General features: G+C 32.4%; 11 protein-coding genes. 1 reads left to right on the forward strand and 10 read right to left on the reverse strand.

The annotated features are described in order from the left end of the window. Positions 1–7: 7 nt before the first annotated feature. The 10 genes from KQX66_RS29185 to KQX66_RS29230 form a co-directional block, all read right to left on the reverse strand. The gene (locus KQX66_RS29185) at positions 8–346 is read right to left on the reverse strand and encodes an EamA family transporter (RefSeq protein ID WP_216796471.1); all 339 of its coding nucleotides are present in this window, start codon (positions 344–346) and stop codon (positions 8–10) included. Between the two features lie 16 nt (positions 347–362). Beyond that, positions 363–1277, reverse strand: a complete 915-nt coding sequence (locus KQX66_RS29190; protein WP_216796480.1) for a decaprenyl-phosphate phosphoribosyltransferase — start codon at positions 1275–1277, stop codon at positions 363–365. A 477-nt stretch (positions 1278–1754) separates the two neighbouring features. After that, complete coding sequence (locus KQX66_RS29195; RefSeq protein ID WP_216796482.1) at positions 1755–3752, reverse strand: glycosyltransferase; 1998 nt, start codon at positions 3750–3752, stop codon at positions 1755–1757. Next, entirely contained in the window at positions 3749–4858 is a 1110-nt protein-coding gene (locus tag KQX66_RS29200; RefSeq protein ID WP_216796484.1) for a glycosyltransferase, read from the reverse strand. Before KQX66_RS29200 ends, KQX66_RS29195 begins: the two co-directional genes overlap by 4 nt. After that, positions 4855–6126, reverse strand: a complete 1272-nt coding sequence (locus KQX66_RS29205; RefSeq protein WP_216796486.1) for a class I SAM-dependent methyltransferase — start codon at positions 6124–6126, stop codon at positions 4855–4857. Before KQX66_RS29205 ends, KQX66_RS29200 begins: the two co-directional genes overlap by 4 nt. 1 nt (position 6127) lies before the next feature. After that, positions 6128–7405, reverse strand: coding sequence for an ABC transporter ATP-binding protein (locus KQX66_RS29210; protein WP_216796488.1), 1278 nt, complete (start codon positions 7403–7405; stop codon positions 6128–6130). Between the two features lie 21 nt (positions 7406–7426). After that, the gene (locus KQX66_RS29215) at positions 7427–9505 is read right to left on the reverse strand and encodes an HAD hydrolase-like protein (protein ID WP_216796491.1); all 2079 of its coding nucleotides are present in this window, start codon (positions 9503–9505) and stop codon (positions 7427–7429) included. 11 nt (positions 9506–9516) lie between these two features. Next, a complete protein-coding gene (locus tag KQX66_RS29220; protein ID WP_216796493.1) occupies positions 9517–10233 on the reverse strand; it encodes a hypothetical protein in 717 nt (238 codons plus the stop codon). Continuing rightward, complete coding sequence (locus KQX66_RS29225; RefSeq protein WP_216796499.1) at positions 10226–12373, reverse strand: glycosyltransferase family 4 protein; 2148 nt, start codon at positions 12371–12373, stop codon at positions 10226–10228. The genes KQX66_RS29220 and KQX66_RS29225 overlap by 8 nt, the downstream gene beginning before the upstream one ends. Before the next feature lie 22 nt (positions 12374–12395). Continuing rightward, on the reverse strand, positions 12396–13187 hold the full coding sequence (locus KQX66_RS29230) for an ABC transporter permease (RefSeq protein ID WP_253957509.1): 792 nt from the start codon (positions 13185–13187) through the stop codon (positions 12396–12398). Between the two features lie 196 nt (positions 13188–13383). Between KQX66_RS29230 and KQX66_RS29235 the strand changes: the two genes are divergently transcribed. After that, positions 13384–15867 carry an O-antigen ligase family protein gene (locus KQX66_RS29235; RefSeq protein ID WP_216796503.1) on the forward strand — a complete coding sequence of 828 codons (2484 nt, stop codon included), beginning with the start codon at positions 13384–13386 and terminating at the stop codon, positions 15865–15867. Positions 15868–15996: the final 129 nt, after the last annotated feature.

Consider the following 15996-nt stretch of genomic DNA (forward strand, 5'->3'; position numbering starts at 1 on the left):
CCTAACATTATGATTTTGCAACAATAACAATTCCAACCAAAACAACTACCAATCCAACTATTCGCATAAAACTAATTGATTCATGGAATAAAAAGTACGAAGCAAAAAATACTAAAATATATCCTAAACTAACCAAGGGATAAGCGTAGCTAAGTTCAACCTTCCGTAATATAATCATCCAAAGCAATGCACTTAAACCATAAAATAATAGTCCTAAAACGTTATATACATTTAAAAAAGCCATAAAGTTCTGAGAATCAAAATTTGATCTTGTCGCCCCGAATTTTAATAATATTTGCCCGACTGCACCAATAGAAACTGAAATGATAATATAAAACAGATTCATTTTTCAAGCCCCTTTATTATTTTAGGAAAGCTAAAATGAAAGCTACAGATGCACCAAATAATATGACTGTAATTAAAATATGTTTATCTTCATACAAAACCTTATCTGGGGCTCCCCCTGCCTCTTCAATGTGAATCAAGTATAAATACCTAAAAACACCATAGATCACAAGAGGTATTGTCCACATAAGATGAACAGTTTTTCCTGAAGTAAATGTAAACAATGAATAACAAATGATCGTTGAAGTAGCTACTATATTGTTCATTTGATCAAGTAATTGAATCGAATACTTTTCTAGTACTTTCCTGTGTGAGGTCTTGTTATCTGTTAATAAAATTAGCTCATGTCTTCTTTTTCCAATAGCAAGAAATAACGAAAGTAGCATGGTACATAGCAAGAACCATGGTGTAAAAGGAACATTTATAACAAGTCCTCCTCCAATAGCCCTCAAAACAAATCCAGATGCGATGATCATAACATCAATGATTACAACATGTTTTAATTTGATAGAGTAGAATACATTAAGAACAAAATATAATATTAATAAAAACATTAGTAAGTGACTTAAAAAGAACGCAACAGTTAGAGAAATGATTAAAACACTAGCGCCAAAAACTAATGCAAGTTTTGGACTTAGTGCACCTGAAGCCATAGGTCTATTTTTTTTTATCGGATGTTGTCTGTCTGCTTCTATATCAAGGTAATCATTAACAATATATACACAACCAGAAATAAATGAGAATAGAAAAAAGCATACTACAGTATTGAATAGTGAATAGTAATTTATCATTTCATAAGAAAATAACAGTGCTGCAAAAACCAATAAATTTTTTGTCCACTGCTTTGGTCTCAATTGTTTAAAAAGCAAAAAATATGTATTGGAATAACCGGAACTATTCGCTTTCTTATCAGCCAAATCCAAATAATGCATTTTTCTAGCCTCCGAATATTGTTATTTAATCACTAAAAAATTATAATTTTATAATAAATATTTTAATGGAGTAACATTCTTAAATATGCCCTATTAAAAGGGACGGAAATATTGATACATATGAAAACAACGATCTTTGCATTTTTGTTGGGGAGTAGAGTACCAGATTATAACGTTCTTGTAATTAAGACCATTACAAAGGGCGACGGTAAGCTTCCACCTACCTGTTATAGCAGTAACTTCTTAGCGCGACTGTCAGGCCAATGCGACAGTCGCACTCCTGGATTACCATCTCCTCGGTCAACAGCAAGTGGTGCAGGAATTTCTTTTCCTTAGGCATTGCTTCCATTTCGCAAACTTCTTGCAGAAAATCGAACTATTGTATAGGCACAGAGGGCTATAGAGAACATATTAAATACTACTAAATTCAAGATTTTAATACAACTTAAAAAAATTTTGCCTACCCAAAGTCTTAATTTAATTATTTTGCAAAACTTCACAATAAAGCGAAATATAGTTATCCACCATTTTATCGACAGTGTAATCTTTCATAAATTGTTGCTGAGCACTATCAATAATTTTTTCCCGAACTTGATATTGTTCCAAAATTTCATTTATTTTCTGAGCATACAACTCAACGTCAAAATCATCAATTAATATTCCCGTTTTGGAATTTACTAATAAATCATTCCAGCCATCTACGTTACTAACTACTAATAATACTTTGGAAGCCATAGCCTCTAAACCTATAATAGGTAAACCTTCTCTAATAGAAGGTAATATTAAAATATCAATTTCTTCATGTAACATTCGCCTTACTTCATTCGAGTTTAACCCCTTCAATAATTTTATTTTCGTTGAAAATATTTTCTTCTTGCACTTTCGGAATAACGGACCCTCTCCTGCCAAGAATACTTTGTCAATTTTATGATAATTACTTTTCTTCGAAAGTCTTCTAATAACTTCTATAAAAAAAAGAGGATTTTTTTGTTCGTCAACCCTACCAATAAAGGCCAAATTTAACTTCTGATCGTTTCTTTTACTTTTATTTCCGTTTATCCATTCTGTTCCTATTCCATTGGGTATTACATATATTTTATTTGAGGAAACTAAATATTTTTTTTCCAAAATTTCTTTTTGCCGGTCTGTTAGAACTACGAAACAGTCAATATCTTTCTTAAATTCGCTACTCACTTTAAAATAATCCCATGCTTCGTAAGGCTCTTCCATATGGAGATGATTACAAATATAAATATCCGGATAATACTTTTTAATTAATGGAATGGATTGATTTCCAATTAAAGAATTTGATATTTGTATTAATCTAACATTGTAAAAATTTAACAAATCCATTAAAAACAATAATTGATCTTCTTGATTTTTGCTTATAAGATCTAAATGATAAATGAATTTAGTATATTTTTCAAACTCTTTTTTCCAAGGATGTTTTGAATTTTTAGTTGTAATTAGAATAACATTAAACCAAATATTAATTTTACTAATTAATTCCAAATAAACCCTTTCTACTCCTCCAATATTCAACCAAGGCAATATGATTACTATATTATTTATTTTAGTAGTATTTCCAAATGAGACTGGTTCAAATTTATACTCATCGAATTTTTTTTGAAAATTTCCGTTATTTGTTAATTCATTTGATTTTCTTGTAGAATAGTAGATTTTTTTTAATGAAACTCTAAATTTATGTGGAAATTTTGATACTAATCTTTTTCCCATGTATTTAATGTAGCGATAAATGTTTTTAATAATCAACTTAATTTCAATAGAACTATTAGTGGAATACATAGAGTATTTTTTCTTTAATATATTCACTAATTCGCTTCTATTTTTATTTGATTCAGTGAGCATGGAGTGCTCATGTTTTCGATAGAAAAAAAGAACTTCATCTATTTTATAACCTAAAAATGATTTACTAGCCAATCTTAGCCAAAATTCCCAATCTTCATAACCTTTTATAAAAGTCTCATCATATCCCCCTACTTCTTCCCATGTTTTTTTCTTAAATAATGCAGTTGCGGGGATATAGTTTTCCTCTAACAATTCATTGAAACTGAAATCTTTCGTATACCAAACATAATCTTCTTTACCAAAAAGTTGAACATTCGAATATACTAGTGATATCTCAGGTTTTCTAATCAAAACCCAGACTGCTTTTTCAATAAAAGTTGGGGCAATAAGATCATCGGCATCCAGAGGCAAAATATATTCCCCAGTTGAAACACGAATTCCAGAATTTCTAGCTCCAGGTAATCCTTTATTAGATTGATGAATAAAAACAATATCCTCATACTTTTTTTCTAGATCGTTAAGTATATTTACTGTATCTTCACAAGTTGAACCATCATTTACAACTATAATTTCAATATTCTCATACGTAGAAGCTAAGACGCTTTTTATAGCTTCCTCAACATATTTTCCATGATTATAACAAGGAATTACTACAGAAACCTTCATGAATTAACTCCTCGATTCAAGTAAATATCTTTTAGTATACTCATCGTTTTTTGTGGATCGTAATTTTCATAATATAATCTAAGTGAATTTTCTCCAAATTGGTATCTTAGTGATTTGTCATCAATTAGCTTTTTTAAATATAAAAAAAGCTCTTCTTCATTTTGACCTATAAAACCATTATAATCTTGAGTAACTAACTCCCTAACACCGGGATAATTTTTAATAATAATTGGTTTTTGATGAAACATTGCTTCTAATATTGAAATAGGCAAAGCTTCCCATGATGCAGTGTGTAAGTATATATCAATGTTGGAAAGAAGATTTAAAACTTCAGTTCGGCTTTTCCAACCAGTGATTTCTATATTATTTTGTCCGAGTATTAACTTATTAATTTTTGTTTGCCACTTCTTATTTCCTCCACCAATCCAAATAAACTTAATATCTTGATTATTGCTAAATTTCTTTGCCAAGTTTATGAATAGTTGAGGGTTCTTTTGGGTAGATAATCTACCTATTGTAGCGATAACAGTTTTGTGTGTTTGAACATTTTTATTTGAGGCATTAAGTGACTTTTGAGCATTATGAGATAATGTATTATAAACCAAATAACTTTCATTGGCCCCAATTTTATATGCAAGTTGTTGTTCGTGTTTCGAAACGGCAATAATCTGGCCACAGCGTTTTGTCAAAAAAGTCTCAATTAAAAGATATATTTTTTTGATTATCAAATTTACATCATTTCGCTCAAATGCAAAACAATGAGGAGAATAGAACACCTTCGTATCCGTTGCAGAAGATAAAAGTGCTATTCTCCCTATGAAACCTGCATATGATGAATGTAAATGTATAATATCCGGTTTATACATTTCTACATATTTTTTGAATTCTTTAAATAATTTGAACAGCTTAAATGTTCCACTCGGAATTTGACGTATATTAACCCTATTACCCAATCTTTTTCGTAATTCATCGTGGCTTGGAGTTTCTTCTCTTGAGTAATACAAAAAAGTAATTTCAAAATCGTTATCAAGATATTTACAAGTATTTTCTATAGCCGAGAGCACACCCGCGCCAGTTGCTTCGGTAAATAATAAGAGTCGTTTCATTCTTTATTCTTCCTGTTCAATACTAGATAAATAGCATTCTTTAAACTGGCACGAACACTTTTTAATATTAGATCTTTTTTCTTAATCGATTGTTCCAATTCCTTATTAGTTTGTTTTTCATTTTCAAGCTCAAGCTTTAGATTGTTGTTTTCACCATTATGCTTATCTAATTCTTCGTTAAGCTTACAAAAAGTCTCTTCATAGTTGTTTATTAAGAGATTCTTTTCGTTTACTTCCTCGTTCAATTTCATAATTTTCTCTTCATAATACTTAACTAAGCGATCTCTTTCATCAATCAACAATGTTTGAGTGGTTATTGCTTCGTCTCTATCTCTGATCATTATTTCTTGCTTTAACAAAATTTCGTTTTTTTCAATTATCATTTCGTCTTGCTTCTTAATTAAAGAATCTCGCTCATCAATAAGTTTGGTTTGATTACTAAGAGCGTTATCCTTATCGATAATTAATTGGTCTTGCTTTTTAATTAAGCTATCTCTTTCATCTATTAATTTTGTCTGGTCACTAATCGTTTTGTTTCTTGGCACCAATATAATTCTATCATATTCCACTAACGGCATGATGTATTCAACATCATTGATATCACCAGAGCTTGTAATTTCATCAAACAATTTATGAGAATTTGTTGCCAAAAATAAAAAGGATCCCATCTTACTATTTAGGTCATCGTTAATAATGTTACACTTCGAAATATCTAATTTAGAAATCGTACTAACAATACTGAGATATGCATTGTATATCATTACATATTTAAATTTGTTCTCAAGCATGCTTTTTAAAGCAGACTCCGAAAATTGTTGAAGATGATAAGGATTAGGTCCATATACCTCAGTACATGTTTCTTCATAAGCTGATGTTGGGACTGATCCTATCATAAGGCCCTCTGGCTTTAAAATTCGTTGAAATTCATCTAACGCTTTTGAGGGGTTATCAAGATGCTCCAATGTTTCTAAAGATATAATCGTATCAATAGAATGATCTTCTAAATCTAAGCTATAACAATTACCTAACTCAAACCGTATATTATCGGATGAATAATTGTTTCTAGCATAAGCAATAGCTTCTTCAGAAATATCATAACCAATATAAGAATGAATTTGGTTATTAGCCTTTACAATGAAACTTCCATATCCATTACCACATGCAATATCACAGACATTTCCAAAAGTCCATTTATTAGCCCAATCATATCTGTGATAGTGTTCCCTCAGTACTATCTTCGTTTCGTTCTGAGGATCAATTCTTTCCATTTTATACACCTCCGTTCGTTTTAATAACCCATTCCCTTTCCAAATTCACCAACCCCACTGCTTCCAAGTCGTCAATGACATTGAAGATTTCGGTATAAGCTTCGACATATATACCCAATCCACGGTCATCATCAATGGCTACTCTCCATTTATAATTCCCAGACAACAACCTTATTTTAGGAAAGTAAATTTCAACTTCTCCTGTGCAATTTGTAGGGAATGGAGTTAGTTTATCCATTAATGTCGTATTTCCACATATATATAGTCCATCATGCCGATAAAGTGAAAATACGAACACCACTTTATCATCGTTATTAGTTAGCTTTTTGTAATTAAATCTTAATCTAATATCTTGGCCTGACTTCACAGTGGTTATTACTTGGTCATTAGAATCTAACATTTTAACTTCTTCGATTCTATAAAGAGGACCTTGTTGTATAGATATATCTTTTGCTTCAGAACTTGCTGATTCCTTCTCTGTAAGCAATAACTTTTCTTCTACCTTTTTCTCGTCATCCAACTGAGCTTTTTCGATTTCCATTAAATATTTTTCTGTAACCTCGGTAGGGTTACCATAGGCGACAATCTGTCCTTTACGCAAATAAAGAGCAGATGTACAAAATGTTCTAACCATATAAGGATCCTGAGCTACAAGAAGAACCGTACAGCCTTTTTCTCGAATATTATGGAAAGCTTTGTTACACTTTGCCTGGAACGCTGCATCGCCAACGGCCAAAATCTCGTCTACTATTAAAATTTCTGGATCTGTATTTATAGCAACAGAAAAAGCAAGCCGCGCATGCATTCCGCTAGAGTAAGTTTTAACAGGCCGTTTTATAAATTCACCTATGTCTGCAAATTCAATAATTGCTTGCATGCGCTCATCCATCTCTTGCCTAGTAATTCCAAGAATACTCCCACTCAAGTATATGTTTTCTTCTCCAGAAAATTCTGGATTGAAACCACTCCCTAATTCTAACAATGCAACAACTCTGCCATTAACACTAATATTTCCAGAAGTAGGTTGCAATGTTCCTGCTATTAATTGTAATAGAGTGCTTTTGCCAGAACCATTTCTACCTATAATACCGACTGTTTCGCCTCTATTAACACTAAAATTTATGTCTTTTAACGCCCAGAATTGCTCTGAGTATGTCTTTATTTGTTCTTTTGGAAATAAAGAAAACATCATTTGTTTTAATCTATCTTGAGGTCTTGCATAAACATGATAGCACTTACTTATATTATCCACTGAAATAACTTGCTCATTTGTATCCACGTTATCACCACAAATTTTAATTTATTGTTTACGTGTTGAATTAAAATCAGCTAAAAAATTCAAAAAGGGTATCTTCAAGTTTCTTAAAACAGCTTCCGGCCACATTTGTTTTCTTATAATTTCCTTAATTCTATAAGGTGCTTTGTTTAAAGGTTTTCTGAAAAACTCTTTTAATAAATTTCCTTTAAAATTAAAAGTAGTTACTTCAAAAACACCAAAACTCTCAACATGTGAATATTCAAAAAAAGATTTAACTTCCTGTTTTGAAGGATACAGTATATATCTTCTAATCTGGTCTATAAAATAAATTTTAAGTTGTTCGGTCTCGTCTTGCAACAAGGGATATACTATTAAAAAATCCTGCAAATAATCATCAATTGCCTCAAAAACATCAGCAAAATACTTATTAAAATTTTCTTTTTCTATTTCGAAAGATTTTAATTTAGGGTGAATTTTACCATTCTCGTTATAGTACCCAATTGTAGTTCCATGATTTGGAGTTGTACACATTTCAAAAATCGAACCATTTTTGAAGATAACATTATTTATGTGATTATTTTCTCTCGAATCCGCAAAAAAACCAAATTTATCGGATTTCTTTCCCCAATCATTATGACCATTAATCAAACCAACATAATACCCATAAACATAAGGAAATTCGTCATCGTCTTCAAATGTTCGTGTTATATTGTCTTGAATTGTACCTTTCCAACCAATATCGACAAAAGCAACTTTGTCCAGTCCCCATATACCTTCTTGCTTAATATACTTTTTAAAATTATTTTTTGCTTCGTCTCGATGCTTTATAAATAATGCTCTAACTTCATCATGATTTATAAAATTAAGAAATTTTTCATTTTCACTTGGATTTTCTATAATTTCATCAAAATCTTCCAACCCAACCTCTAAAGCGTATTTATGATATATCTCGTTCGGTAAACTTAAATTTGATAATAAACTATTAATAGATTGTTTATTGTATTGAACCATAAAACGCTCTATCTCTTTCCAGGAAAACTCCTTCATAGAAGGAAGAAAAGTAGATTTTCTACTAACATAAAGATAACTAGCAGGCGGGTACTCATTTTCTAAATTAAAAGTAGTTATAATCTTATTATAAATATCATAGAAAACTTTACCTTCTCTAGCTAAAAACACAATTCTATTTAGCCTATTTTTTTGGCTCTGCTCCATGATATATAACACAAACAAGATTAGAATCGGAGAAACAAGCAAACCTAATTTATAATTAGGATTTTGGTTTTCCTTAATATGTTCAGAAATATTTTTCACAACATATTCTAGGTATTTTCCTTTCCAAAAATCATTTCGATTCGAGGCCCAATGATGCAAATTCAAACCTGTCCTTCTTTTCTTTTCTAGTTTATCAGAAATATGAATTACATCTATTCCTTTACTACTTGCCATTTTTGCATCACTATAAATGTTATCTCCAACAAAAAGCATTTTATTCGGCTGAATAGATTCTGTTTTCATTACAAACTCAAACAATTTACCAGTCATTTTTTTCGTTAAAGTTTGAGACGAGCAAAATCCCTTATGAAAATATCGCGAAACTCCCAATTTGTCCAAGAATCTCCATATGATATCAATCGAGAAATACATGTCTGATATGAAGATAATTTTTTTGTTTTCATCAAGGAGCCTTTTTAAAACTTTTTTTATATTCGGTGTAAGAGATTGAGAAGACATCTCTAACTGAATTTCCTTCTCGTATAACATGTCAAACAATACTTTTTTGTCTAATGATACATTAAAACTATCAATCCACTCGCTTAAAAAATTCTCATATAAAAATTCATGATCAAATCCTAAAGCTTCATTTCTAGTACCTAACGTTACCTCAAGATCGAACCTTTTTTTTCTAATTAGTTGCCAATCGAGTTTTTCTTTTGTTTCTTTATAAATCAAATCAACCGCATATTTTGCCACTAAATCTTTTATAACTTCAGGTTCAAGTCTTCTTCTAATAATTGTGTCGAAAATATCGAATCCAATTACGTCTTTTTCCTTCATTGAATAAACAATATTTTTTTCCAATTGATTAAAATCTGAAACCCGAACCGTACCCAATGACATAATATTTCTCCTTATTTTATCAGTATCCACCCTAAATCTATACTATTGTCCGCGGTGCTTTGTATAGACAATCTTTCAAAAGTTACAGGATTATAAATACCAACTTTGATTTTATAGTATCCAGACGCAAACGACGAAAAATCAATAATATTTGTATAAGTTTTCTTTCCAGGCCAATGACGTATTGGAATAGCCGGCCAATTGTCTAACGAAAAATATCCTTGGGACAACCTTTCTTGTGACAATTGACTAACATTTTCAGGGTAAGCATGGACAAAAAACAGCAGATCGCTTTTTATTTCTTCAAATCTAGAAAAATAAAGAAAAACCTTTTTACTTTCCACCCTAAAACCATGAAAGGCTATTATATCGCCCATTATAATTGTATTACTTGAATAAGGTAACCCGTCCGTAAATGTTGTCGAATGGCGGTCTTTCCTAAAAACTCTTTTTATTTTTTTCAACATTGTTAAAGTAAGCTTTGCAATTCTATAGAAAAACTTTAAAAAACTATAGAACAACAAAACTAGTCTTTGTAAAGAAAAAGCTATTTTTATTAAGCCTTCATGACCAAATTTATTAAAATAGCTTAATGGAGCCCTTTCAAATATAATGAATGCAATAACTTCAACTAACGATGGTGCTGATACATCATTCTTTTTCTTTTTATAAATCTTCCTTGTCAAAAGACGATAAATCAAAGGGAAAATTTTTTCATTTTTAATCATTAGCATCTCCATAAATACTATTAATCATATTCAAATACACATCATCAGACAAAAATTCCTTGCTTTTTTCCATACCGACTCTTCTTACAATATCATAACTATCCGGAAAAGTATTGAATATATTGAGAATCCTCTCTAATTCAGTAACATTATCGTAGGATAAATAATGTTCCCCTGGCATGAAAGTATAGTTAGATTCAAATTTAGGTGCAATAACTAAGCATCCACTTGTCATATCACGTAAAGCATAAGTAGGCATTAAATAATCTTCTTTTATACTTGGTAAATAAAGAACTACTTTTGAATTTTTCAATAGTGGTGCTAAAAGTTTTTCGTCTGAAACCTGATTAACATGGAGATACTCAAAGTTTTCAATAATTTGAAACCAGTCTTTATTTTGTTCCGTATGTTCAGACCCAATTATTAATAAAGGGATTTTTCTCTCCAACCAGTCATTAAGGCTTGAATGACTTAAAAACAATTCTGAATTAATAGGCAAAAAGATAGAACTTAATAATCTGACGTTTTTGGAATGCAATAAAGTTGCGATTTTGCTATTTACATGTACAACGAACACATCGTCTTTTAACTTTCGCAAACGATCAATCTCAGAAACTGTCATTTCCTTAGTCATAACAAGAAACTTAACGTTAGGAATCCGATCGAGAAGTTCTGTATTAATTGGATTCAAATCATATATTACACAATAATCAGGATTTTTTTCTTTAATTTTATTAATAATTGAATCATCAATTTGGTTTTCAACATGAATAAAAGACACCGTCAAGTTGCTGGAAGAAGACGGGACTGTACTGAAATGTCTTCTTTTATCCCCCACAAAACAAACCAGAGGACTGTCAACTTTTGCATGAGCACTAAAATTTTGCGGAAACTGCGGCAACTCTTGTTCGATAACAATTTCTTTTGTATTCTTGATTTTTTTAATTTTCTGAAAAACACCTGGAAATTCCCGTTTTACAAACCTCTTTAAACCTTCTTGAAATAAAAGTGCTAATTCCTTTTTATTATAGCTTCTATTAATTGCAGCATGGAGAGGGCCAGCTAATTTTAAACTTGCAATAAGTACATTCATAGTAACATGTTCTAAATTAGTTTCATTAATATCTTTTTCAATTTCCTTTACTATAAACTTTTCCATCTCTTTAACTGCTACTTCCCAAGAAGGCCATTCGTTTGCTGTTTTTGCTGCATTGGTCTTTAGTTGAGTAAGCAGACTATCATCGTGTAGTAAATTTCTTAATTCTTTAATTACTTGTTGGTCATCCCCCATAGGAACAACAATCCCATTATCATAATGCCTCATATATTCGTCGTGACCAGTAACATTAGATGTAATCGCAGTTCCGCCACAATGCATGATTTCTAGCGGAGGACCAAACATTCCTTCGACTACACTTAATTTAACTAAGACATCACAAGAACGATATATTGCTGGAACTTCTTTCATAGGTATTTTGGAAAATAGCCTGTTTACACCTTTATATTCGTTAGTAGGTGTAGAAGTTAGTAACCAAATATCTTTCACTCCTGCTTGTTGGCACAAAGCTACAGTTTCTTCTACTTTTTTAAAGGGGACCCCTAATGGGCCTTCAACTAAAACTCGAAGCCCCAGAGGCCTAGAATCATCTATAATTGGCCCGTCCGTAGTGAAAATATCTTTTTTAATGCCATTTCTAACCAAGGTCACATCAGAACCATAATGGTTTCTTAAATACTCCATAATCCATGTGGCCTCTGTAACCACAGGATAAGGCAAGCGATAAGTAAATTCCGCAAGAGCTTTCATATCGGGATCTTTCTCAGAGAAAAATCTGGATTCAATGGATTGACAAAAGTATGCATACCTTCTAGCGCGAACGAAAGGAAGATCATACACGCTACGCCACCAGGTTGCGATAGAAATATCAAAAAGAATACCTCTGCATTGTTCATGAGAGAGACATTCCAATTGCATTGCTTCGGGATGCCAAGATAATCTCTGCTTATCAAAAGGAATTTCTGTAACAATATAAACTTCATGGCCTAGTTTACTTAATCCAACAGCATGCTCCATTATAACATTTGTTCCACCTGATATTTCAGGATATCCAAGCAAGAAAGCTATTTTATATTTAGACACGGTTTCCACTCCAATCCTATAACTACATTACATCAGCAAACGCTTTTTTAGTCTTTTTAAACCATATATACCCTAATACCATAATCACAAGAGATATACCAAGAGTTTTAATAAACCATACCCAATCTGGCAAGTTTCCGTAAAATAATATTGCCCTTGCATTCTCAATAACACCAGTCATTGGGTTTAACATCATTAACGGTTGGAATGATTCGGGAAGTGCTGTTACGGGATAAAAAATAGGTGTAACAAAAAACAAAATTTGTACAACGATATTAATAAAGTACGAAGTATCTCTAAAAAAAACTCCGATTGAAGAAATAAACCAACTAATTCCTAAGACAAAAAAACATAGAGGAATATATATTAAAGGTAATAAAACAACAGTCAGATGAATTTGTCCTGCTATAAAAAACATAGCCAATAATAAAATAATTATGCTAATAATCGAATGAATCAATGCATTAAATAAAGAGACTATACTAAGTAATTCTAAAGGAAACACAACCTTGGTTACATAATTAGGATTACCCAAAACTAATCCAGGTGCACGTGTAACTACTTCACTAAAAATAGTGTGAAAAATAAGGCCGATAAATAGCAAAAGAGCATATTCGGTTTTATTTGTACCTACGGCTGCTGTCCCCCATCTAGCTTGAAACACAACACTGAATACAAAAGTATAAATGGTCAACATAATTAAAGGATTTATAATTGACCATGCAATCCCCAAGAAAGATCCTTTGTAGCGCATAAGAACGTCTCTTTTAAGTAGCTGCATAAATAAATCTCTGTGCTTAAGTAATAAAAACATCATTATTCTCCTCAAATAAAATGTCGAAATTAGTCCGTTTCCATTTTATCAGATTAATATTACAAATTCTAGCCACTGAAAAACTTATGCATTCTAGCCACCTTTTTCTTACTCCAATACGTATCATTGATTTAATGCTAATTTCATTACTTTATGATAAGATAAATGTCGTAATTTAGATAAAAGGAGAGAAACCATGAGCGGCAAGAAGAAGTATTATGTCCCTGATCATGCAGTGGACAACAGTGCTCTGGCAAGTGATGATAAACATTCTATTTTGTTCTGGCTTTTAGCCGGCATTACCCTATTGATTTTAATATGGGCTCCATTTCAGAGAGCATTGTTTAATGGCAACAATTTCGATTTCGAGAGATCTATTTTTTCCACCTTCGTATGGTCGGCTATTATGTTGCTTCTTATTTCTATTTTAGCTTTTTATAAATGGAATTTGAACCGATGGTCTGACTTCCTAAGCATCATGATCTGGTTGATTCCACTTACTTATTTTATTTCTTCCATTTCGCCGGCATCCAAATATAGTGCAACGAATATGGTCTTCATCACGTTTGTGTATGCTAGCTTTTATTTAGTTGGTTTTTTTCTTGCCAAACAAGACAGCGGTAGTTCTCTTCTTATCAACGGAATTATGGGCTCCGGATACTTGGTCGTCTGGTTCGGCATAATGAACTGGTTTGGGCATAAAGAAACAGCCTATGCAATCGTGAAGTGGTTTGCTTCCGATATGGCACAATATAACATCTACCAACATGCTATTATGGCCGACGATAACGGCGTCAGACTGACATCCGTATTTCAATATGGAAATGCTTACGCCGCCTTCCTGATCGCTATGCTGCTCGGTTCTTTATATTTAATTTCAACATCCAAAAAATGGACTTCAACTGTATTTCATGGGTTTATGGTCATCCCGATTTTAATTTCTTTCTTTCTAACTTTGTCCCGCGGTGCGTTAGTGATCCTGCCCGTTATCTTTTTAGTCGTAATCATCTTTTTAAAGATGAAGAAGCAGCTCACCTTCATTCTTTACACCATTGTTGCTTCCATCATCACTATGGCTATTCTTAGTCCAGTTACAAATGTTGGTGTGGAGCAGGTGAAACAATACAATGGTGCCCTGGCCATGAAAGGCTGGACCACATTAATTATCGCGGTATTGCTTTTTACAGGGATCGCCGCTGTATTACAAAGATTCGTTGTGCCTCGCGTTGAAGAAAAACTCAACGCCATAAGCAATAAAAAAGTCTCATACTTTATTATTCCGGCAGGAACTGTCGTACTTGGTGCAATAGTCGCTTTCCTATTGCTTGGCAATACAGGGTTCCTGAATCTGTTTCCGGAGAACATCAAGCAGCGTATCGAAAATATTAACTTCGAACAAAACAGTGTATTGGAAAGAGGAACATTTTATAAAGACGCTTTAAAACTCTATTCGGATTATCCTGTGATCGGAGCCGGAGGAGGAGCTTGGTCGGCGCTCTATGAGAAGTACCAAAACAATCCTTATGTAAGCCGACAAGCGCATAACTTTTTCCTTCAATATTTAGTTGAGGTTGGAATTATTGGCTTTGTCATTTTTATTGTTATATTGTTATCGATTCTGTGGCTCTTTCATCGCAAGTTTCATAATGATAGTGGTGAAAACTCAAGTTCTCGATATGTTTATTATATTATAGCTATATCGTTACTTATCCACAGTGCGCTTGATTTTGATCTCAGTTTCGTTTACTTAGGAATTCTTTTATTCCTCTGCCTTGGAGCAATGATCGCTAATAATGATTTTGAAATAAAAGGATCGTGGAAGAAAAGTATTCAAAAAGCTAAATGGGTTTACCCTGCATTACTCGTTGTTCTTTCGATCATTTTTTTCTTCAACGGGGTTCAACTGTTAAGTGCTAATAGCAACTTCGAGAATGCCAGGATGCAGGCCTCAACCAGCAAAAATTTTAACGATATCACCGGACCGTTAGATAAAGCCATGAGCCAAAATTCCAATCATCCGGACTATGCATTATTTAAAATTGATATCTTGTTGCAGGTTTATAATCAGACTAAAGATGAAAACTATTTTAATGAGGCAAACCGTATTTTAACGGAAATGCTTAAGAAAGAGCCACATAATAGAACTCTCATCGATAGGGAGCTTAACACATTAACATTAAAAGGCAAGAACAAAGAAGCCTTGGAGCTAACCAATCAAGAAATCAACAATTTTCCTTGGGATATTAGTTTGTATGAAAAAAGCATTGTTTTAAGTACTGACCTGGGTAACGCAGCACAAGACAAAAATGATGCCAAAGAAATGAACCTGTACCATGATCAAGCTTTGTCCATTTACTCTAAAGTGGAGGAAAGAATCAAAGCTCTCTCTCTACTGCCCAAAGGACAGCTGCAAGGCCGAGAATTTAGTGTCACTCCTATAATGGGTATGGCTTTGGGTCAGATACAATATATAAGAGGTCATTATGATGCAGCTGAAGCAATGTTGCACATTGGCATTAATGGCTCGATCGATAATCAAACCACTCGACTAATTATTCGCTGGTACCTGGCTTCACTTCAAAAACAAGGAAAGGCAGACCAGGCCCTCTTCGATAAACTAGTAGCAAAAGACCCGAACGAACGTCAAGAAATTCAAAACCTTGTAAACGCAAAATTTTAAAATAACTTTATAAAAAAATGGTAGCTAAATTTACACTACAATTTGCTACCATTTTTTTGCCTATAATGTTAAAATAGATTCTAGGCCTTAAAGACGATTTTAAATCGAAAAAGGTATTGATTAGTCGAT

Origin of the sequence: Paenibacillus oleatilyticus (genome assembly GCF_018998565.1) — a bacterium.
Lineage (GTDB): Bacteria > Bacillota > Bacilli > Paenibacillales > NBRC-103111 > Paenibacillus_G > Paenibacillus_G oleatilyticus.